The following is a 23,907-nucleotide window of genomic DNA, read 5'->3' as shown; positions in this document are numbered from 1 at the left end:
TGGCGCTGCGACAGCTGGGCTGCGGAGTCGGGGGACTTGGGTTTTTATCTCAATAGTACACCTTGCTTATTGCTTTGGAAAATAAGGCTGGATGCTAAGAAATAGAAAAAAAGCAAGGTCTTCTTGGTGACGTAGTGTCTTTGTGGCAATAAAAACAGGTGCCACGAAGGCGCCAATACACTAAGGGGTTTGGGAAAAAACTGGTGCTGCGACGACAGCTGGGCTGCGGAATCGGGGGCTTGGGTTTTTTAACTCCGTTTCAATGTCGTTTGGTTAAGGGAAAGTGGGGAGATTGTCACCTCGGGCCGTCACCTCATCAACTCCATCATGATCAGCACCTGCAACAGCTGAGATTTATAAGGAGTCAGCGAATCCGAAAGTTTATTGAGTCCGCGATACATCATCGTTCTGACAGTTTTGGCATTGGCCAAGCCCATCACTTCGGCAATTTCCTCATAGGGCATGTTCTCAAAAAACCTCATCATGATGATCTCTCGCTGCCGAACTGGAAGCTCATTACAGTATCGTTCCAATATTTTCTTTTGGTCCATGGACAAATTGGAGTCAATAAAATAGGATGTGGCATCCACAGAGATAAAAAAAGCTTCTTCATCAAGGACCGCATCAGCATCCCTACGTTCCTCTTTAAGAGCGCCAAGTAACCTCCTGCGCAGACAGGCCATCAAGTAAGCTTTGACCGAATGGGCAATCCCCAGCTTCTTACGGTCATCGATCAATTGGCAAAAGACATCTTGGATAGCATCTTTCACCAAAGACTTATTTCTGGTAAACTGTCTTCCATAATTATAAAGCCGGTCTATATTTTCGGCATAAATACAACCCAAGGCTTCATCATCACCATCTAGAAAGGCACTCCAAACTTCCTCTAAATCCTGGGTCTTTGCTATCATGACATTATCAGCTTTACTTTCTTACCTTTTTTACAATCTTGACCGAGTCAGGTCGGGCACTTCATACAGCACTCTCTTCACAAAAAAGAAACTACCAGTTTCTGCACAAAACTGATATTATATTTTCAATATCTTACTATTTACTAACAAAAATGAAACAAATCAAAACTTATAGGCAATAATTTCTATTTTATTTTAATATATTGGCTTGAAAATAGCGGTCATTTTCTAAAATAACTTTATAAAAAATATATATTTACAAGTGGTCTTTTTTAATAAAAATCGCTCTACATCCCTATAAAACAATAAAAAAATAGCTAACTAAGGATTTTAATTATCAAACACTCATGAAACTCACCTACACATTTACCTTTTCTCTTTTGGCTGCAGGCTTCTTAGCAAGTGCATGTAGCCAGCCCAAGCAAAAGGAGAAAGAAGAGGCATCAAACGAGACACCTATTACCCAAGAATTTATTGAGGAAAATGTAGCATTTTCCGTCAAACAGTACCAACACCTGAGTTCTTTGGTACCAGAAGACAAGCTTCCCAGGACTTACCTCAAGGACGAGGACAAATTTGTCACATCAGGAACCAGTTGGTGGACTTCAGGTTTCTACCCGGGCACGTTATTGTACCTCTTCGAAATGTCTGGAGACTCTACCATGCTGGAGCTGGCCGAGCAGAAACTGGAAATCCTGGAGAAGGAAAAAGACAATACCGGTACGCATGACCTTGGTTTTATGCTGTTTTGCAGCTTTGGGAATGCTTATCGGATCACTGGAAATGAGCATTATAAAGAGGTAATGCTACAAGGCGCGGAATCACTGGCTACGAGATTTCACCCAGAAACGGGTCTGATCAAATCCTGGGACCACGGTTCTTGGAAGTACCCGGTGATCATTGACAACATGATGAACTTGGAATTTCTCTTTTGGGCATCTGAGGCTTCCGGTGATGACAAATACCGCAACATTAATATTTCCCACGCCGACAGCACCATAAAGCACCATTTCCGGGATGACTACAGCTCCTATCACGTGGTCGATTATGACCCTACTTCTGGAAAAGTGGTCGAAAAGAAAACCCACCAAGGCAAAGCTGACGATTCCGCTTGGGCACGTGGGCAATCTTGGGGGCTTTACGGCTACATTGTCATGTATCGTGACACCAAAAACCAAGCTTATCTGGACCAAGCAGAGAACATTGCGGCTTTTATCCTTGACCATCCCAACATGCCCGAGGACATGGTTCCCTACTGGGATTATGATGCGCCGGCCACTGACTCTACCTATAGGGATGCGTCTGCCGCAGCACTCAATGCATCGGCCTTCTTAGAACTGAGCAAATACACGAAAGATAAAGCCAAAGCTGAAGAATATGTAACTGCTGCTGAAAAAACCATTATCAGCCTCTCTTCCGATAAGTACCGTGCAAAACTCGGCCAAAACGGCGGTTTTATTTTATTGCACAGTGTGGGATCACTACCGCACGACTCTGAAGTAGACGTACCGCTGACATATGCAGATTATTATTATATCGAAGCCTTGAAGCGCTACCAAGATTGGTTCCTTAACTAAGTACCTTTCGCACTGAAAAATGCTGACAATCGGTAAACAACTGGTTTGTCAGCATTTTTTGTTTGTCAGCTACTTATATTTCAATTATTGATTACATTCATCCTTCCCCGCAAATGCCTAAGCCATGAAAATATATTGCCTATTCTTTTTTGCTTACTTATCCTCCTTGGTTTCCTTCGGCCAAAGCAGCCCTGAAATCATTCCGCTACCGACCACTTTCGAGGGTGGAGAAGAATACTTTTCCATCACCCCAAAAACAAAAATCCACTACTCAAATGACCTGCTAAAAGAGGAGGCCTATTTTTTGCAAAAAGAACTTCTTGAAAGAAAATCATTCCCCATTAGCATACAAACCTCCGAAGCGACAAAATCCGGAATCAACTTGGCCCTGACGGAAACCCAAGATGGCGGCTACCAACTGTTTATCGACCAGACCACCGGTATCACCATCACTTCCGCTACTGAAACCGGCATATTCCAAGGCATCATCTCGCTGCTGCAATTGGCAGATCAAGCGGATGCTTCCCACGGTCAGCTGGCCATCCCTACTTGGAAAATCAACGACTCTCCGGCATACGCTTGGAGGGGATTCATGCTGGATGAGTCGAGGCACTTCTTTGGTGTGGAAAAAGTAAAATCCCTACTTGACTGGATGGCCTATTACAAGCTCAACAAATTCCATTGGCACCTTACCGATGCGCAAGGATGGCGAATAGCCATCAAAAAGTACCCCAAACTGGCGCTGGTTGGCGGCATTGGCGATAACAGCGATCCCTACGCCCCCGCTCAATACTACAGCCAATCTCAAATCCAAGAAATCGTCCGCTATGCAGCAGAAAGAAAAATCGATATCATTCCCGAGATCGACATGCCGGGGCATGCCACTGCGGCCAACAAAGCTTACCCTGAATTTAGTGGCGGTGGGTCAGAAAAATATCCGGAATTCACCTTTCATCCTGCCAAAGAGGGCACTTACCAATACCTGACAGACATTCTCCGAGAAGTTGACGCGCTTTTCCCTGGGCACATGATCCATCTAGGTGGAGATGAAGTGAGTTTTGGGAACCAACAATGGAAAAATGACCCAGAAGTGCAACAACTGATGGCCTCCCAGCAATTGGAGGACCTGAAGGACGTGGAGGATTACTTTATGAAACGAATGGCTGACTCACTCTTCTCCCTGAACAACACCATACTTGCTTGGGACGAAATGGCCGAAGCTGGCCTCCCTACGAGCCAAAGCATCTTGCTCTGGTGGCGTCATGATCAGCCTCAGCAGCTACAAAAACTATTGGACAATGATATCCCCACAGTCATCTGCCCGAGAATACCGCTATATTTTGATTTTGTCCAGCAGGAAAATGACCGTTTTGGCAGAAAATGGGGCGGTAATTTCAATCCACTTCAGCGTGTCTATGATTTTAGCTTAACCAAGCTGAACATCCCTGCCTCCAAAACTTCATTGATTCTGGGATTTCAGGCTAATTTATGGACAGAAACGGTCACTAATGAAGATCGCTTGGACTATTTGACTTTTCCCAGACTGGCAGCGCTTGCAGAGATCGCTTGGACGCCAGAAGAGCAAAAAGATTTTGAAGACTTCTCCACTAGACTGAAAAATCACCTTGCCCTTTACCAAAAAGCGGGGATTTACTTTTACGATCCTTTCGATCCTAAAAACCACCCAGAACCGGTACTAAAAAAATAACTGCCAATACTAAGATGTTACTTGAAAATTAGTGCAAATAGACTAATTTTAAATTATAAAATACATACATTATGAATAGACGATCTTTCGTAAAATACATTCCTGCAGCAGGAGCCATTGGCGTATTACCGAGCACCTTGTCCGCTAAATCCTCTCTTGCGGAAGCCAAGACCTCCAACCCTAATTCCAGAAGTTATTGGGCTGCGACCCTATATAAAATTGCCTCTCCTATGCTCACCCAGATGAGCCTAGGGAAACTGCGCGCGACCATGCCCGTAGAAACCCCTCCAAAAGCCTATAGAGGTCGTGAAAACGTCACCCACTTAGAGGCCTTAGGAAGAACGCTGGCCGGTGTGGCTCCTTGGCTAGCACTACCGGAATCTTCTGACGAAGAAGGAAATATGCGCAAAGACCTCAAAGAAAAAGCACTGAAGAGCATCGCACACAGTGTAGATCCTTCTTCTCCTGATTACCTCAACTGGACCGAAGGTTCCCAGCCTCTAGTGGACGGAGCATTTTTGGTCCATGGTATCATGCGTGCACCGGAAGCACTTTGGGAGCCGCTGGACGATGAAGTGAAGCGACGATTTGTCCAAGAAATCAAAAATCAGAAAGAAGCTATCCCTCCGTATTATAACAACTGGCTGCTCTTTGGGGCGATGCTGGACGCCTTTTTACTGTTTGTAGGTGAAGGAGGGGATTTCATGCGGATAGATTTTGCCGTCAAAAAACACGACGAATGGTACGTGGGTGACGGCTGGTACGGCGATGGCCAAAACTTCCACATGGACTATTATAACGGCTATGTCATCCAGCCCATGATGCTCCAAGTGCTGAAAGTAGCTGCATCCAAAAAGAAAAGCTATGAAAAACTCTATGAGACCGTTGGCAAAAGGATGACCCGTTTTGCCGAGCAGCAGGAACGGTTGATCTCGCCAGAAGGCACCTATCCACCCGTAGGAAGGTCCATCACTTATCGTGTGGGGGCATTCCAGCCATTGGCAGAGACCGCATTATTGGGCATCCTGCCAGAGGCTATTTCTGGCGCCCAAGTCCGCAGTGCTTTAAGTGCCATTATCAAAAGGCAATTTGAAGCACCTGGTACCTTTGATAAAGACGGCTGGCTGACCATCGGATTTTGTGGCCATCAACCGGAAATGGGAGATTCATATATCTCGACAGGAAGCCTTTATTTGTGTACGTTGGGTTTCTTACCATTGGGCTTGCCCGCTGATCATGAATTCTGGACAGCCCCTGAGGAAGATTGGACAGCAAAAAAAGCCTGGGCGGGCATTAGTGTCCAAGCGGATCATGCCATTTCATTCTAATATAAAAAAGCCGGTGAAGACTTTCACCGGCTTTTTCACACCTGGTCACTTTCCGATATCGCCCCTATTTTTCACCTCCACACAATGCGGATTCGCCCGAACTTACCGTCACCAACTACCATAGAATAGTCATTTTTAATCTTCAATCGCTTACATTTCCCCCATCTATTCCATAACTTTAAGCAAACCTACACAACTATGGAGCAGATGACTAAACGAATGCACCGGATACTAGCCCTTGTGATGGGATTGATAGCCATTGCTTATCAAAATGTCTATGCACAAATCCCCACAGGAACCCCAAGAACAGATAAACCGATTGACCTAAGTACCACTTCGGACATCATTATTTATTTGGTACTTCCTCTTGTGGTAATTGTCCTGGGCATATTTTGGTGGTTTTTCTATAAGAAACCCAAAAACAAAAAGGCAGAAGAAAAGCGAAAGGAATCCAATAAATAATTTATCCTATCCCAAGATCATCCCGATGGGTCAAGGAGGGATTCCTTTCCAAACGATCCTTTAGCGTTTTCTCAGCTCATCAAGAACGGCCTTAAGTGAGGCCTGATCATCCATATAAGGAGCCAAATCAAACAACTCGACCTTTCTGAAATCAACTGGATGACTTTCGCTCTGCAAGGAAATATAACCTTCAGAAAGCAGCTTACCATCCTGCTTGACTTCCGGATCAACAGGGTCGACATTTCCGCCTCCAATCTGAGGAGAGTAATAGGTCATTACCGTATCCCCTTCTACGATATGCTGGACAACGGAATCTGCCAATACTAAAAAATCAGCCGACACCCATTGCTCCCCGTGATAGGTCTTAGATGTGGAGCTCACACAGTGTGGCGTAAACAGCTCTCCATCCATCACCACATTCGTCCCTGGGGTACACAGATTACTGGTCGTGCGATCATGTTCTCCATCACCACCAAGAAGCTGCCCTTCAATGGAAATGGGGAAATCCTGGTCCTTCAACATGCTCTCGGGGGCTTGACCATGGAGCATTGCCCCGCTGTTTCTCAATGCCCAGCCTTCGCCACCTGGTGCTTGTTCACCCACAAATCGATATTCAAGATGAAGTAAATAGGCTGAAAAGGATTGATCATAAAAGATATGGCCATATTGTTTGTCAAAATCCTCGTAACCATCGTAGCGTACCTTCATCATGCCATCTTCCACCCGGAAGGTATTGGCGTAGTTATCATAGAGTTCATGCTTGGAAATCTTCACCTTCCAGTTGTTCATATCTTTGCCATTAAATAATGACTTCCAGCCCTGTTTAAGGTCAATGGACACGATATCATCCCCCGTTCCATCAGACTCATGGGCTTGTTGGGTGGACTTGGAGCAGGCACTGCAGATACAAATAGCTAAAATGGGCAATAGTAATCTTTTCATGTTTTTTGAATCAGGTTAATTTCACAAACCATTAAATTAGTTCAGAAAAAGGACAAACAAGGCCAGTTTAAAAAAAAATTGAATTTTGAAGAAGAAAATCACATCAGATACTGGCATTTGATTCTTACGGAAGCCAAGGTGTAAATACGGATCAGTAGAACACGTTGGGAACCTAGCTAAGTTATTGTTAGCCCCGTAATCAATGCCGTTTAGTTAAGGGTATTTCCTCCTTTTTATCTTCGAATCATGCCAACGGAAATGTCAGGTAGAAGCAAGTACCTTCGCCTTCCTCAGATTCAAAGCGGACCGTTCCGTTTTGGAGTTCAATGAACTTCTTGGTAATCATTAGGCCTAACCCAGACCCTTTGTCATATTTATTGGAGTTTGACGCTCTAAAGAATGGCTTAAAAAGATGCTCTTGCTCATGTACGGGGATACCATCCCCAAAATCCTTGACGGTCAAAATCAACCTGCCTTCATCTTGGCTAGCCCCCACTATCACGTGCCTATCCCTGCTGCCATATTTAAGGGCATTTTCTACCAGATTGGTCATCACCTGATTCATAAGACTCACATCCAAGGGATAGGAAAAACCATCCGGCAATGATGACTCAAACACCACTGTATCATGCTCTACCCAGTCCTCCAAAAAAGCCCTAAGATAGCTATTGATCTTCTTGTCTTTGACAGTAACTTGAATGATTCCTTGGTTGATTTTTTCGAGATTCAGGAGATTCACCAGCAACGAGTTCATTCGATCCACTTCACTGTTCACCCTATTAAAATGCTTTCTGAACTTTCCTTCAGAAGGATGCTTGCTAAGCTGCCGCTCCAGCTCTATATTACAAATCTCAACACTCGACTTGATTGTGGACAGGGGCGTCTTGAACTCATGGGAGGTAATGGAAATGAACTGCGATTTCATTTCATTCAAGGCCTTTTCTTTTTCTAAGGTCTCTTTCATCTTCTTATTCCCCTCGAGTTCTTCAGAAATATCCCTAATGATGGCAAAATACCCATGGATATCACCTTCACTGTTATACAAAGTATCAAAAACCGATTCCAGCCATATCTTTTCACCAGCAACATCATGATGGCTAAAGCGGTATTTTTCAACTCCGTTAACTACGACCTTTTTAAATTCTCTGGCACCACTTCTAAATTGCTCAAAAAAAGAAGGAGTCATCAGCTGCTTTCTATCAAATCCAAAAACCCGCTCGATTGATGGAGATAGGTAATTTGGTTTCCAGTCCACATTAAAAAGAGCTATCACATCAGAAGAATGCTCCACCAACATGTCCAAAAGTTCTTCTTTCTTGGTTTGGCCTATTTCTTTATTGGATATCCCCTTTTGCTGTTCTGAAAGATACACCACCCCCAATGCATCAGCGATTAGCCGCGCCACTTCCTCATTCCTCAGAAGAGCCTCGGTATCGGTATTCAAAAGCAATAAGAAACCTTCCTGGCCCTCATCTAAAAAAACCGGAAACAGCACAAAGTTATCGATCACAAAATCAGCATCATCCAACTGGATGGTCTCTTTAGAGACGACAACCTCCCCGCGGTGGAGCGCATCAATATGCGCTCTCACTATATTGCTTGCCAAATTTTGGGTAATGTTCCAGTACACTAAATCGGAGCTTGGCTTGCTGATAGAATCAAAACAAACAAAAGTCTCCACACGATCTTTTTGACATTTTCCAAAAAGGATGGAATTAAATCCCGCTATCTCAGAAAGCATTCGTTCGAATTCCCGGAACGCTTTTTCAGCAGATATCCTTCCACTTGAATACAACCGCTGTATGCTTAAAATCTCTTTAGAAATATTCAGTATGGTCACCCCTTCCTTGTACGAACACATATTACGTTGGTACTTTCCTTTTTCATGATAAATTCCTTGAAAAAGTAAATTCTGGTTATTTGTGTTTATTGAACATGAATTTTTCAACATTCCCTTCCTTCTTAAAATACAAGGTTTTTTTACTATCCCAATACCTCGCTAATGAAATTATAATCTTCCAATTTTAGAAGAACCTGCTCGAATCACTCAGCAACCTTCTAAAGCTCCTATTTCATCTCTATCAAAAACATGCTTAGCCTTAATCCACCTTATAGCAAACGTAAGCAGACAATAGCAAAAACGGCCTCACATTCCTCTCAAGTCCTTCGACATTGTATACAAAAACAATGGCCATTTGATCTCCCTACAAACTCCCCCACATATAATTTCAAGTTTATGACGATTGCTATCGACATGGTACTTTACAACAAAAAACACTACAATCTTGCTATCACACGATAAATTCTATCACCATTACGCCCCTCCCCTCCTACCGATTATATCGAACTGTTTTCAAAGGTAAGGTAACATAATTAGGTCATTTATTAACCTATTTCTGTTGATTTTTTACGGTTATCAGTATTTTTAACCCATAAATATGGTTTATATTACCAACTCAGATCTATCCGATTCAGGCTTTTTAAGTATTTCCATACATTTACGAAAAACCTATGTTTTTTTACCAAAATTCTGCTTATTATTGACATATTTTGCATACAAATCACAAGTTTGACAACCTATGAAAACACAGATTCTGATCGTAGAGGACAATATTGAGCTGGCTGATAATACCAAAGACCTATTGGAAACTGAAGGATATGAGGTCTGCGGTATCTTGGATTCAGACGAGAAGATTGAAGGCACCTTATTCGAAAAGTCTCCTGCTGCGGTATTGCTGGACATCCATTTAAAAGGCAACAGCAACGGCATTGACATAGCTCATGACATTCGTGAAAAGTTCAGTATTCCGGTTATTTTTTTCACAAGCTCCACGGACAAAGAAACACTCAATAGGGTAAAAGAAATCTCTCCCGATGGGTATATCGTCAAGCCTTTTTCCAGGGACACTTTAATCACCACCCTTACCTTGGCCATTAGTAATTTTGAAAGTAAAAACTCCGACAAAGTTTCGGAACTCATTTTTCATGACAAAATAATCAAAGGCTCGATTTTTATCAGGGACAAGGGCTATCTCAAAAAAGTGGCCGTCGATGACATCAACTGGATCAAGGCAGATGGATCCTATACCCATATCAGTACAGAAAACAACACCGTATACACATTAAGAAACGTCCTCAAAGACGTCCTAAACAAGTTACCAACCATGCTTTTCTGTAAAGTCAACAAGGCCCATATCGTCAATCTGGATAAGATCGACGCCCTTAATTCCAAAGAAATCATCATAAAAGACCAATCGATTCCCGTAGGTAGAAATTACTATCAAAACATCCTGTCCAGACTAAATCAAGTGACCCGATAAATACAGCCTTTTAAGTTAATCTTTACCAAATTACTTTTATTCGCTGGGTGTGTCCTTGGGTATAGATCATGTAAACATAAACCCCTGGCTTCAATGATTTGGCCCCGTGGAGCTTCTTAGCTTCTCCCGACAGCAACTGGCCTAGCGTAAAATCATCCACCACCTCTCCATTTTGGCCTATGACCTGCACGGTAATATGATTAAACTCTTTCGAAGTATGGTTTCTCAATACAGGGGTATCTACTACGGGATTTGGAAAAATACTAAATACCTGGTGACTTTTACTCTCGCGATCCAACCGGATTACCGCTGAATACCCTTCCTTACCGTCAAACGGTACTGTTTTGATCCTATAGAAATTCACTCCAGCAACAGGAGTTTCATCCATAAAATCAAATACACCTCCATAAATATGATCACCTGACAGGGATAAATCTCCTATTTCGTACCATTGGAGTTCTGGACCAGCGCGTTGGACAATCAGCTGCATCAGTGGTGTCCGGGCACTAAACTCCCAATTCAAATAATTCCCGTCCCCTTTCGCATATCCCTCAAATCGCATCCCACTGATGGGCAGGATGACAAACACCTGCTCCACTGCTTCAATGGCCTTACAGCCCGTATCACCATTTTGCAGGACCAAGTAGACTTCATCGATTTCATCTTCCGGCTGAAGCCCTTCGATCTCCAACGCTCCATCGGGTCGTAAGCGGTAAGTCACAGTGTGATCACCCTTATCCACTACCCATTCATCTGTAATGGCAGGCACTCCATCTGGTGCCATTGACCAGTTAAATTGTGGATCCTCTATACCAGCACTCGATTCTAAATTGGGCTCCAACACCACCACTTCCCCTTCACCATAGGTCGCCTGACTGGGAAGTGCCTCATAATCCTCTTCTTCGGGCACAGCCAATGCATCCACTTCCACTGCTACCCTAGCGGACGCTACTTCCAAGCCGCTGCATTCGTCTACGCTGGATACGTAATAGGTTTTATCTTCTGTCACTTCATCGATATCCAAGCTTTCGGTGGTACCAATGGGAGTACCTCCTTCTTGTGCTTCATACCAGCGGAGAGAGGCTCCTCCATAGCTCTGCGGTGATACACTCAGGGACTGTCCTTCACAAATGGAATAATTATTACCTGTCACCCCTCCAAAATCGGGCATGCCGACAGTGCGTTCCACCTCGTGGACATTCAGGGCTTCGCCCACATCGACATCCAAAAAAGAGCCTACACTGATCTCAAACCGATCAAATGGAACACCCGGCGAAACTGGGAAAGTCGCCGCCTCTCCCTCCCCAAGAAGCCCCAGCAGGTCCAGCTTGATCAAGCCCAACAGTTCTGCTGACAAGGCTCCCAAATCTTGCTCAAATACCTGCAAATCTCCATTAAAAGCTTTAAAGGAAACATTACTCAACAATTCTATATTCACTAGAGAAGGGTCTCCACTCAATGTCACCATCACCTCATCTGTAGGGGCAGAGGCTTGTGTGAAGTAAAATTGCTGCGTGGAACTTCCTAGAACGTTCAATAAGCCAGGACTCACTGAAGACGCTGTGGAGGGATCATCATCAATGGCATTTTCAGGATGCTCCACGATCCCTCCGCCTAGATTTAACGCGTCTAAATTAATTCCACTTCCATAGTAAGAGATAAATTCGGGAGCATAATTGCATTCATTACCAAAATAAAAAGCTTCATACACATCAAGATAAAATTCAACCCCAAGACCAGCTAAAGCAGTAGTCAGGTTGGTAATTTTTAGCCTTTGATAAGGCACGTTTGGGGTAAACTTTAAGTGGTAATTACCATTTCTATCTTTGACCATTTTAAGGTCATCAGCCCCCAGTCCTCCAAGTGTACTTCGGTCAAATAACACATTCCCATTTGAATTTTTTGCTTCTACTTTGATTATTTGCTTTCCCAGGATGCTGCCGGCCACCCCACTCAAAAGCTCACCTAGCGTCCCTCCTAATAATTGTTCAAGTAATCCCGCATCGCCATTCACTCTGATATAAGTTGGTGTATTGGCGGGGACAATCTCATCATATTGGATCTCAACATACCCCTTATATGCACCTATATCAACAATAAGACCTGCGCTAGATAGTAACCTCGCATATTGCTCGTCACCTCCCAAGGCAGCTTCACCTCCATTTATCGCAGTCAGTTTATTATACGGGGGAAATAAAGCGTCAATAATACTACTAGGAACGTTACCGCTTTTACCTATATAATTATCCGCATACACCTTCTGTCCCTTGACTTGAGTAGGCAGGATAAAAAACACACATAAAAAGGCCAAGACCGCCCAACGGACAGTCTTGACACCTAAAAAATTAACGTGAAGGGTATTATTAACTACTACCGAACTCATCCCTCCTAGGGCAAAGTGTTACTTAGAAAAAACTTCTCTCCTTAATAATCCACAATCGTAAATTCAGTACGACGATTATCTTGGTGTTGCTCATCGGTACATTCCACCCCATCGTCACAGTCGTTTAGCAACCTGGACTCTCCATAGCCTTTTGCCTCAATTCTCACCCTGGACACACCTTTTGAGATGATGTAATCCACTGCTGACTGGGCACGTTTTTCAGAAAGTGTCTGGTTATAGGAATCTGATCCGCGGCTATCTGTATGGGAATTCAGCTCAATTTTCATCGTTGGATTGTCCTCTAGGATTTTGACCAATTTATCAAGCTCCAATGCTGCATCCGGTCGGATCTCCCATTTGTCAAAATCATAATAGATATTCTCCAACTCGATGGTTTTGCCAATCTCGATTTTATCAAGGTAAAGATCCCTGACAATGGTGCTATCGGCAAACAACCTGATCCCTTCGGTGCTCAATCCCGTGATCTCGGCGGTAATGTAATCGGTCTTTTTACCTTCGATATCGTAAACGGTCTCTTCATTCAGCTGGAAGCTATATTCCCCTTTTTCGTCAGTAACGTAGGTAAATTCAGTACCCGTACTTCTGTCGGACAGCACGACCACGGCATTGGGAAGTGGCAGAAGGGATTCCTTGTCCTTCACGGTACCACTCAGGAAAATCTTAGAGTTTATGTCCAGCACAAAGGCGTACACATCATCCCATCCTTCACCACCTTGGCGGTCAGAAGAGAGCACCCCTCTGTCAGGAATCTCGGGGTTGATAAAATAAGCAAAATCATCACGGGTGGAGTTAATTGGGGCTCCTAGGTTTGTTGGTTTTTGCCAATTATTTCCCTTTGGCTTGCTCATAAAAACATCCAATCCGCCGAGCCCTTTTCTACTATCCGAGGAAAAATAAAGTTGTCCTTTATTATCCACAAATGGCGTCCGCTCATCTCCAAACGTATTGATTTCATCTCCTAGGTTAATCGGCTCGGACCATTTATCCTCTCCCATAAACTTGCTATAATAGATATCTGCCTTACCATAGCCCCCTGGCTTATCTGATGAAAAATAGAGTCGCTCTTCTTTCTCATCCCAAAACGGATCACTCACCGAATACTCGTAGGGATTATTGAATGGTAACCCTTTGAGCTCTCCCCAAACGGTATCTCTTTTCATTTTATAAAACACCTGAGGGTAGAGTGTATAGTTCTTTTTGTTTACATTATCGCCCTTTTTCTTATCGCCAGGCTTACCGGCTTTTACCCAGAACACCATCTTTTCAGTCTCATATACCGGTCCACTGTGGTGGTCACTCTTATACTCATCTAGCATCAAGACAGTATCCACATCGTACTTGTCCCAGTCGCCCGTGGCTTCATAGACGTTCAAATAGCCATTTCCAGTCCATCCATAAATATCACTCCTCAGGGCATTGTACTGATCCACTTTCATCTTATCGGGATCTTGGTCCATACGATCGCTGACAAAAACCAAAGTACTATCCTTGATAAATGCGCCAAAATCAGCAAAAGAAGAATTTACACCCTGTAGGTTGGTGATTCGTACATCCTTGGAGGCATTAAGCAGTGTTTTGGCCTCTTTTACCGTCTCGAGCAAATTATTGATTTCCTCTTGGCTTACTTCGGCAGCTTCGGAGCGGTTGTACTTGATCAGCTGTTTTTGCGCTTCATCAAACTTAGAATTGGCAATCAGCGCCTTGGCAAAATCAAGCCTGTCCTGGTTAGAAAGCTGATCTTCCCTGTCCAGCCTTGCATACCATGATTCGGCAAGGTCAAACTCCCTCATCTCAAAATAGGATCTTGCCAACCCTCTTGCTACTTCCGGCAGTTCTGTTCTTTCCCAGGCTATTCTGTAGTGATTTACTGCCACGGCATAGTTAAGCATCTCATACTGCTGGTCGCCTTTGATCAGGTCCCTGTTTTTCAAACTGGAACATGAACAGACCCCTGCCAATATCAATACCGTAAGAAAATAGTAGGTAGTTCTTTTCATCATATATTGGAATTAAAAATATCTTGGAGAAACTAATTTCACGCGTTTTGGCGGGAACAAATACCCCACTGAGAAATCATGTGTAGAGAAAGCCTTGGTGCTGAATCCTGATACATTGTGATCATAGGCATATCCAATCCTGAGGCGGTCATTTACATAAAACTCCAATAAGCCCACCACAGACACCGGCCGTTTGGTTTCCCCCTGAAACTCCTCTCCCTTAAGGTTTACCGATGTCCTATATGAAGCACCTACCCACAGTTTTTCGCCCAGTAGCACAAACGCATTCAAGTCCAACCTTGAAGGCCCGTTAAAATCCTCTGCATACAGGATCGACGGTTTTATGGCCACATTATAGGACACATCTATGATAGTACCTGCTGTCAGGTACATGTTTGAGGACGGCTGCACCAGCACGGCTCCATTGTCAAAATTAAAGCTGGAGGAAAACAAGTTGTCTGCTGATAGCCCAGCATAGAATTTTGGGTTATAGTAAAATAAGCCTGCCCTAAGATCAGGATAAAGGACCCTTTCGTTACCACCGGACACCGACGGATCTGAGGGGTCCATCGGATTCAGCATTGAGCCATCCAAACTGGTATTCACCAGTCCGGCACCAAGCCCAAAGCTCAAATAACCTTCATTGGAAACCCTTAGGTGATAGGCTGCATTGGCATATCCGCCAGTGGTTTTCTGTGCGCCCAAACGATCCACCATTATGTGGCCACCGATCCCGACATTGGTATCGGTAATCAATCCATCACCGGAGATGGCAAATGTCTCCGGGCTCCCCGGCACACTTGTCCATTGTCTCCTGTAATAACTCTGAAGGTAAATCTGTTGCTTGTACCCGGCATAGGCCGGGTTCAAGAACAAGGGGTTAAACATGTATTGACTGAAAACGGGAGCCTGCTGTGCTTTCGCATCCATGCAAGTAAAAATTATCCCCGCTACGATCAAGATGTATTTTAAGCTTTTCATCGATTCTTTATCTTAAAATGGTTACGTATCCAGTAAACTCGGTTTCTCTTCCTGTATCTCCGTCCCTGATGATCACCCTGTAATAGTAGGTGCCTTCATCCAAGGAGCCGCCATCCCAATCATTTTGGTAATTGGAAGTCTTGAACACTTCCCCGCCCCATCGGTTGACCACGATGATTTCATTTTCAGGATACAGTTCTGTCAGCCCTTCGATCTCCCAAGTGTCATTGATACCGTCACCATTTGGAGAGAACACATTAGGTATGGTGACTTCCAGCTGATCGTGATTAATAGTAGCGGTATTATCACCCTCGAATCGATCCACCTGATCAGCAGTCTCCACTGCTGCGGAGTTAGTCACCAAGCCCCTATCCTGCGCCTCTACACGAAGGGTGATTTCTACTACTGTCTCACCTGGTATTTCAGGGATAGTGAAGGTCAATTCTCCAGAAGTAGCATCGTAGTTTTCGACAATATCCGCCGGAGCATTGGAACCTAAATACCTCACTTGAGCCGGCATGTAATCCGTCACGGTCACGTTCAGTGCCGGTGTTGCTGTTTGATTGGTCACTGTCAGGATATAAGTAAATTCCTGGCCGATCTCTATCACTGGTGCGGACACTGTCTTGTTCATCGCCAAGTCTATATCATCGCTTAGGATGGTGGTAGGATCAGAGTCGTCATCATCTGGATCCGCATTATCACTGTCCGCGGTGACACTGTTCACCACTCCTTGGCTTTCGGTCAGTGCCATCACGCCAAGTGTCAACTCCAAGGTCTCACCCGCTCCAATTTCAGCAATTGTCCAAGTGACATTGTTGCCTGAAACGGCGCCATCATGAGAAGCTTCCAAAACTTGCAGCTCAACAGGTACCTCATCGGTCACCACCACATTTTGGGCCGGTACTACACCGGAGTTCGTAATGGCGATGGTGTAATCAAACATTTGACCGACCACAACCGTTGGTAGCTCTGCTGTTTTAGTTACTTCCAAGTGGGCACAATCTGCTACCATGATGGCCAGCCTATCGACACTTTCACAACCCGTATTGACATCCACCCGAGCGGCATAATAAGTCATTCCTTCCACGAGTGTTTCAGATGGATCCAATTGGTTTCCGCCAGTGGCGGCGTCATACCAAACAATACTTGCTTCATTCACCTGTAGGTCAGCTATAGTCCCTCCGCCGGCACCGCAGAAGGATTGTACTTCACTGTCCGCGGTAGGTGCAGGCACCGAATTTACAGACACGGTGACTTCCTTGGCATTACCGGAGACATTCTCGCATACACCATCACCGCTGACGGTCACATAATAGGTAGTGGTCGCTGTAGGCATTACCTCCACATCTGTAAGCACTGTCGTCAACGCGGCGTCGGTATACCAGGTAAATACAGAGTTAGCTACATTACTGCTTGCACTTAGGGTAATGCTCTCCCCTGGACAAACTGCCCCACCATCGGCATCTATATCGTCTGGTGTTGCATTTCTATTTACCATCACCGTTACTGCCTTGGCAGTACCCGGCCGATTTTCACAAACCCCATCTCCGGTCACCGTCACGTAGTAAGTGGTCGTTTCAGCTGGGCTGACCTCTGAGCTAGCAATTTTCTCTGTAAGTTCTTGGTCTGCATACCAATTAAATACGGCATTTTCAATAGTACTGGAAGCACTTAACATATGGCTTCCTCCTGCACAAATAGTAGCACCAGTAGCCTGTATATCAGAAGAAGTACCGATTCTATTGACCGTTACCGTTACAGCTTTTGACTCACCTGGTAGGTTTTCGCACACATTATCCCCTTCCACAGTGACATAGTAAGTTGTGGTGTTCGTTGGAGAGACGTCCCTTTCTGTAACCTGGTTGGTAAGCGCGGCATCTGTGTACCATCTGAAAGTAGCATTGCTGATGGTGCTACTCGCAGAAAGTGTAAAGCTACCCCCCGAACAGATTGCTCCTCCAGCGGCTTCTATATCAGCAGCAGAGCCAGTTTGATTGACTGTCAGTGTAACTCGTGTCCGGCTAGCGCCCACACACCCTGAAGTACCGGCGACCTCTACCCAGTAAGTAGCATCCGCATTGACACTCTCTAGGGTGATGATATTATTGGCGATAGTCACTCCATCCGTTACTTCATTTCCACCCGTTTCTGCATCAAATAGTTTATATGTCAATCCACCAGCGGAATTGGTCACTTCAAAGGTCGCGTCATTGCCTGTCCCGCACACCACCATGTCAGCCATGTTGAGGACTGGCTTGTCGAGTGTATTGGAGGTGCTTACATTGACCCCTTTTCCGGTAATATTCTCACAAACGTCCCTTCCACTTACGGAGACATAAAACATCTTACTGCTGTTCGCGGCAATGCCTTCGATCGTCAAGGCTCCACTAGGAGCTATGCTATAGGTCACGCTTCCATCGGTGTCACCATCATTTATCGGCACCGTCTTGGCTTCATCCAAATACCAACTGAATACAGGGTCTGCTATACCGGTACTTGGCGTCAATGTCACAGGAGAGCCCACGCATTGGGTGATTTCATCAGCTAGCCCAATATCAGCATCAGTTGCGTTGCGGTTGATTTCAACAGGTACTTCTTTAAGCCTATCGGGGGCATTTTCACATCCATTATCTCCCACTACGCTTACGTAATAACGGTAAGGACTATCGGCGCCACTTAGGCCCGTAATGGTCAGCACACCATTGGCGTCAATAGCATAGCTAATGCCTCCATCCACATCACCATCACTGATAGGCATAGTGCGGGCAGCATCCAAGTACCAGCTAAAGGCACCCGCACCAGTCACTAGTGTGCTGCCAGCGGCCACTGAAGGCGTCAATACCACGGGCACGTCAGCACAAACAGGATTCTCATTTCCTGATACTGCTATATCTGCAGCTGTAGGGCTTGGTTTCACCGCCACCTCCACAGGGGTCCTGTCGGGATCTTCACATGTGCCTTTCACTACAGCCAAATAGTAGGTAACTGTCCCCGGGGTCATCAACGCCCCGGTAGTGAAGGAACTCCCCTCTGCGAGCATGGTGCCGCCAGTAGCTGCATCATACCATCTCAAGGTGGTCCCATCGCTTGCTGTAGCAGACAATGTGGCCATGTCTCCAGCGCATACTTCGACGCCAGTACTGATGGCGGTGGGTAAGGTATAATTGATCTGCGCCTGATATACTCTCCATCCACTGCTCAGGACACCAGCCAGTGGCATATAGCTAATACGGACACGGTCAAAATCACCTCCAGCCACAAACACGATCTCCGCCTTGTCATCTTGACCATCCAAAAGTCTTAAATCAATGGTATTATCATCCACTGCTCCACCGTCACTATTGGACGTAAGCCCGTTATATGTTTCAAACTGCAACCCGCTCAGCAAGTCAAGATCGATCAATGATCCTCCACTGCCAATGGTCACGGTGATGGTATCGCCTGCAGTGCCATTGGATGGAAATTTAAGCTCTTGCCAAACACCACCGGACACAGAAGCTGGTGCTACAAACCTAGCAAAGGTGTTGAGGTTACCGTCCACCGCATTATCGGGATCTTCTACCGAGCAAAGCACACATACTGGATCGGTACCATTGGTCTGAGCATTGGCTATCGTACAATCTTCAATTGGATTGGGAGGCCCTACGGTGACGGTCACTTCTCCTCTGCCCGCTGATGTACAGCCGGAAACGGTATTGCGGGCTTGCGCATAGTAGGTATAGGTTCCTTGGTTCAAAGGTCCTGTGTTGTATGAGGCCCCAGTGGCCAATTCATTTCCTGTTTCATCGTACCAAACGATTTGTACATCCGCCGGAGTAGTATCTCCTACTGATGCACTGAGCATCGTACCGAAGCCTTCCGAAATCCTTACATCACCGGAAACACCCGGTACATCCGGTACTTCATTTACCGTCAAGGTAGCCGCATCGGCTGTTCCAGGAAGGTTTTCGCAAATGCCATCTCCCTGGACGGTCACATAATAAGTGGTAGTCGAAGAAGGCGAAACTTCGTAGTCAAAGCCTTCAAAAATCAAATTGGTCAGGTCAGCATCACTGTACCATCTAAAAATCGGATTGGTCACCGTAGCACTTGATGCTGACAAAGTGGTTGTTTCCCCTTCACAAATCGGGGCACCGATCACTTCCAGGTCAGCTTCATTGGCAATCGGAAGAACAGCAACACTGATCTCACTTCTGACGGTACCGATACAGCCTCCTGCACCATTTACAGCCACCCAATAGGACGCATCAGCAGTCACATTGCTAATGGTAATGATATTATCTGCGATACTCACTCCTGCAGTTACTTCCGTACCTCCAGTCTCAGCGTCATATACTGTATAAGTAAACCCTCCTGCCGAGTTGGTCACCTCAAATACGGCGTCTTGTCCTGTTCCACACAGCCTCACATCCGCCGTGGTAAACGTAGGCGCAGGAAGGTCATCGGATACGGTAACGGTCACTTCCTTGCCTTCTATATTTTCACAAACCTCATCACCCGTAACAGTCACATAAACTACTTCGCTAGAACCGTCCGCTATTCCTGTGATAGTCAGCTCACCATCAGCATTAATGGCGTAAGACACACCGCCATCCGTGTCCCCATCTGTGATAGGGGTGGTTTTGGCAGCGTCGTAATACCACGTAAAGACAGGGTTGGCAATATCGCTGGAGGGGGACAGCATCGCTGGCACACCTACACATTGTGTGAGGTCGTCGATATGGATGTCGTCCTCTGTAGCATTTCTATTGATGGTAAAATCTACCGGAATAGGAGCTGGTGTACAGAAACCATCCGCCGAAAGTGATAAATAATAAGTATGCTCTCCAGCAGTAAGACCTGACAGTTCTAAAGTGGCATTGGTCTCTCCAGAAAGTGGCTCAGGGGTACCGGCATTGTCAACAAACCACTGATAAGCCACACCGGATGGTGCACCTGAAATCAGGCCAGCTTCCAAGGTAACAGGGCCAGAAGAAGGACAAAATGCACCTGCATCTATGCCATTGACCAAGATATTCTCTAAAAGATCACCTGAAGATTCTTTCACTCGGATTTCTATCGGCCTTCTGTCAATGCCATCTTCACAGCCAAATCGTACCACTTGCAAATAGACGGTCTGTACGGTACCTGGTGCCCAAGCGGCTATTTCGTCTGTCGTAATTTCTGTATCTCCGGTCTCGTCAGTAAAGAATTTGATTTGGTCACAACTGGCATCCGGTAATTCGATGATATCTCCTGGACAAATCTCCATATAATCCGTACCTGTGGCATCATCGTGCTGCTCCCCATCCAACTCACTAAGCGGGATGAGTTTTATTTCATATACACGAAGGTTATCGATGGCCTCTACCACTCCACCTGTCAGGATCTTAATCCTGTCAAAAGGCGTGTCGTTGATAAATGTCAATGCCTGTTCGGCACCTCCTTCCAGCAAGCGCAGTTCAAGAAGACTTGATCCCACATCCAAAGGCTCACCCACTTCCTGATTGCCCAGGTATCGCTGAATGGTATATCCTTCCAACAAGGTCAAATCCAACAATCCTGTCGCTCCACCAACTTTTATAAATACGGAGTCGCCTGCGATCGCCGGAGCAGCAAAGGTTACATCCAACTTGGTGCTGACATTGGCACCGACGGCATTGTTCATCACCGCATAAGTGCTTTCATCATTGTCAAAAGCTAAACCTGGATCAGTCACAGAAGTCAAGCCACTGGCCACATCCAACCCACCAATAATAGCTTCAAATCCCGTCAAATAGTCCAGCGCTCCAAAAGTGCAACTCTCCAGAGTAGTGCTGGTTTCATGATAATAGGCCCCATACACCCTCACCTGCTGAACAGCATTTAGCAAGGAGGCCAAGGAGATTTTTACGGCATTATAAGGCACCGGAACGCCATTGGCGTCCACAGGAATAAATGTATAGACAAATTCATTGATGCCATTTACAGCAGATACAAGGTTGGCATCAGCGACTTGGCGAATGCCCAAAAGCTCATCTCCGTTCACCGGGTCACCATCGACCGCCTGGACATAAATTCCTCCGGCCACTCCGGCTGCACCATATTCCCTTCCCAGCTTGATGGAAACCGGCGTACCAGCAGGCACCATGGTATTCCAGCGAACAGTTTGGGAGGTCTCTCCTGTCAGTCCCAGCAGACTAGTGCCCACTGTCTCCAATAGCTCGGAGTAATCCTGCATGTCATTTCCCGCAGCCGACTCGGTATTGGTCACCGAGCCTAGCTGTAAGCCCAGCAGGCTACTGGTGGTAAAATCCTCTGCACTCGTAGCGTACCTCCTATTGTAAACAGGAGGACATCCGTCAGGGTCAAATACGTTCACTACCACATCCACAAAATTGGTGCATTCCGCACCGGTCGCGGATACGCGATATACATACCTGCCGCCTTGGGTAAATTGTCCGGCAATGTTCGGAGCGGTAAATGGCGCCCCATCCAAGGCGGCCCACGTAACGGCTACATCAGATCCATCCTCATTGGTCGCTGTCGCGCCGGGAAGGATAAAGGATTCGCCTACGGCGATGTTATAAACCGCAGAACCGTTTAATGAAATCAATGGATTCTTATTGATATCTACTGTAGCGGGTACACGAATGGATTCTTCCGCACAGCCTGGCCGTACAGTCGACGCATAATAGGTAGACTTACCGCCTACTTCGCCAATATTAAAGCTCGCACCAGTATGCAGTAAATTGCCACCAATAGGGGCATCGTACCATTTTACTTGGTCTCCGCTGGCCACTGTCGCATTCAGCGTCACCTCTTCACCGGCACAGACCAACATATTTTGCTCATCGTCCACGCCATCGATCACTGGGCGCCCCGGGGTACGGCTTACTTCGTGCACTCTTAAACTCTGAGAAGTCCCCAGATCCAGCAAGGTGCTGACCTCTATTTCAAATCGGTCAAAAGCAGCCCCTGGCGTCATCGTAAAGGTAACGGCCTCCCCATCTGCCAATAACCCCAGCAGGTCCAACTGTGCAATGCCCAACAAGTCGCTACCTAAATTTTCCAAATCCTGACGCCCCACCTCTGTATCACCATTGTAGGCTACCAGCTCAATATTCCCAAGTAAATTAACATCCAACACATCCGGGTCGGCGCTGAATGTCACCATTACTTCATCGGTATCTTTGCCCAATCCATCAAAGTAAAAATGCTGCTCCAATACCCCCGCAACACTCAACACACCCGGACTGAGGGACGTATAGGTACTTTCGTCACCATCAATGGCGTAATGCAGGTTATCCGCTGCAGAGCCGCCCAGGTTTAACAGGTCGAGGTTTACCCCACTGACATCATATGAAGTCCCGATGGGATTGCCACAAATGCTGGCAGACTCATAATTAAAAGCGTTATATACATCAAGGTTCACCTCATCACCTAAACCAAGTAATGACAATGAACCATTTTCTATAAACACCCGATCATATTCTCCATCTGGGGTAATGGCAATATAGAAGTTGCCATCAGCTCCAGTGACCACTCGCGCACGATCTGTGTCGAACCCCTGAGTAGTGCTTCTGGAATACACTTCATCACTGCCATTACGCGCAATGACAGTGAACTCCTGCTCACCCAGTGCTACCAGACTTAACACATCTCCTAAAAGCTCACCGAGGCTACCTCCTAGCAACAAATTGAAAAGCCCATTGCTTCCGTCCACTCTAATATACGTTGTGGTATTGGCAGGCAAGATCGATGGATATTTTAATTCCAGCTCTCCATGATAGGCTCCTAGGCCAGCAATAAGTCCTGGGCTGGCCAAAAGACGAGCAAAGGCCTCATCATCCACCGTTGCATTTTGGGGAGTCTCTACTGTTTCCTTATCATAAGGCGGGAAATCAAGGAGCCCAGCCGGCACGTTGGGACTTGAAAAAGTCACCTCATCCGCCAGCTCCTTTGTCCCCTGTCCATACGAAGTTTGATAGGAAAACAGAAGTAAGAGTAGTAAAACCGAAACGTCCCTACACGTTATTGGTTTGGTAAAAATAGATGCCATAAATTAAACTCATTTAATAATTGTAAAGGTCCTATGTTTCTATATTCATGATTAGGAGAGCACTTTGCTCTACGCCTTTCCGCTCAACCAACAATGTATATTTTACCAATTTTATATATGATTATTCAAATACACTTTACTGTGTTTTTAAAATGACGATATTATTCCATGAAACTCCATAAAACATTATTTTACATTAAAAATCGTCACAAAAACAGTTTTTTAAAACAGTAAAACACACATAAAAGGTGTAC

General features: G+C 45.5%; 12 protein-coding genes. 5 read left to right on the top strand and 7 right to left on the bottom strand.

Annotated elements, in window-relative coordinates; all coding sequences use genetic code 11:
* Nucleotides 1-308: 308 nt before the first annotated feature.
* Complete coding sequence (locus DN752_RS16495; RefSeq protein ID WP_112784967.1) at nucleotides 309-911, bottom strand: RNA polymerase sigma factor; 603 nt, start codon at nucleotides 909-911, stop codon at nucleotides 309-311.
* A 347-nt stretch (nucleotides 912-1,258) separates the two neighbouring features.
* On the opposite strand from DN752_RS16495, the gene DN752_RS16490 reads away from it, so the two are divergent.
* From DN752_RS16490 to DN752_RS16475, 4 genes are all read left to right on the top strand, one after another.
* The gene (locus tag DN752_RS16490; protein WP_112784966.1) at nucleotides 1,259-2,488 is read left to right on the top strand and encodes a glycoside hydrolase family 88 protein; all 1,230 of its coding nucleotides are present in this window, start codon (nucleotides 1,259-1,261) and stop codon (nucleotides 2,486-2,488) included.
* Between the two features lie 124 nt (nucleotides 2,489-2,612).
* A complete protein-coding gene (locus tag DN752_RS16485) occupies nucleotides 2,613-4,196 on the top strand; it encodes a beta-N-acetylhexosaminidase (protein ID WP_112784965.1) in 1,584 nt (527 codons plus the stop codon).
* 71 nt (nucleotides 4,197-4,267) lie between these two features.
* Nucleotides 4,268-5,524, top strand: coding sequence for a DUF2264 domain-containing protein (locus DN752_RS16480; RefSeq protein ID WP_112784964.1), 1,257 nt, complete (start codon nucleotides 4,268-4,270; stop codon nucleotides 5,522-5,524).
* Between the two features lie 198 nt (nucleotides 5,525-5,722).
* Nucleotides 5,723-5,986: a hypothetical protein gene (locus DN752_RS16475; RefSeq protein WP_245949272.1), complete on the top strand. Its 264-nt coding sequence runs from the start codon at nucleotides 5,723-5,725 to the stop codon at nucleotides 5,984-5,986.
* Between the two features lie 60 nt (nucleotides 5,987-6,046).
* Here the strand turns inward: DN752_RS16475 and DN752_RS16470 are convergent, their stop codons facing one another.
* A complete protein-coding gene (locus DN752_RS16470; RefSeq protein WP_112784963.1) occupies nucleotides 6,047-6,928 on the bottom strand; it encodes a 3-keto-disaccharide hydrolase in 882 nt (293 codons plus the stop codon).
* Between the two features lie 244 nt (nucleotides 6,929-7,172).
* Nucleotides 7,173-8,789, bottom strand: a complete 1,617-nt coding sequence (locus DN752_RS16465; protein WP_162633236.1) for a PAS domain-containing sensor histidine kinase — start codon at nucleotides 8,787-8,789, stop codon at nucleotides 7,173-7,175.
* 718 nt (nucleotides 8,790-9,507) lie between these two features.
* Here DN752_RS16465 and DN752_RS16460 point away from each other — a divergent pair.
* Nucleotides 9,508-10,248 (top strand): LytR/AlgR family response regulator transcription factor, encoded by a 741-nt coding sequence (locus DN752_RS16460; RefSeq protein ID WP_112784961.1) that lies wholly within the window; start codon nucleotides 9,508-9,510, stop codon nucleotides 10,246-10,248.
* A 22-nt stretch (nucleotides 10,249-10,270) separates the two neighbouring features.
* Here the strand turns inward: DN752_RS16460 and DN752_RS16455 are convergent, their stop codons facing one another.
* The 4 genes from DN752_RS16455 to DN752_RS16440 are packed head-to-tail and all read right to left on the bottom strand — an operon-like array spanning nucleotide 10,271 to nucleotide 23,653.
* Nucleotides 10,271-12,631 carry an Ig-like domain-containing protein gene (locus DN752_RS16455; protein WP_112784960.1) on the bottom strand — a complete coding sequence of 787 codons (2,361 nt, stop codon included), beginning with the start codon at nucleotides 12,629-12,631 and terminating at the stop codon, nucleotides 10,271-10,273.
* 41 nt (nucleotides 12,632-12,672) lie between these two features.
* On the bottom strand, nucleotides 12,673-14,652 hold the full coding sequence (locus DN752_RS25260) for an OmpA family protein (protein WP_112784959.1): 1,980 nt from the start codon (nucleotides 14,650-14,652) through the stop codon (nucleotides 12,673-12,675).
* A gap of 9 nt (nucleotides 14,653-14,661) precedes the next feature.
* Nucleotides 14,662-15,630 (bottom strand): PorP/SprF family type IX secretion system membrane protein, encoded by a 969-nt coding sequence (locus tag DN752_RS16445; protein ID WP_112784958.1) that lies wholly within the window; start codon nucleotides 15,628-15,630, stop codon nucleotides 14,662-14,664.
* Between the two features lie 7 nt (nucleotides 15,631-15,637).
* Nucleotides 15,638-23,653 (bottom strand): Ig-like domain-containing protein, encoded by an 8,016-nt coding sequence (locus DN752_RS16440; protein ID WP_112784957.1) that lies wholly within the window; start codon nucleotides 23,651-23,653, stop codon nucleotides 15,638-15,640.
* Nucleotides 23,654-23,907: the final 254 nt, after the last annotated feature.

Source organism: Echinicola strongylocentroti (genome assembly GCF_003260975.1).
In the GTDB taxonomy this organism is placed as follows: Bacteria; Bacteroidota; Bacteroidia; order Cytophagales; family Cyclobacteriaceae; genus Echinicola; species Echinicola strongylocentroti.
The sequence above is the reverse complement of the archived record's forward strand: the minus strand, read 5'-3'. Positions and strand labels throughout refer to the sequence as shown.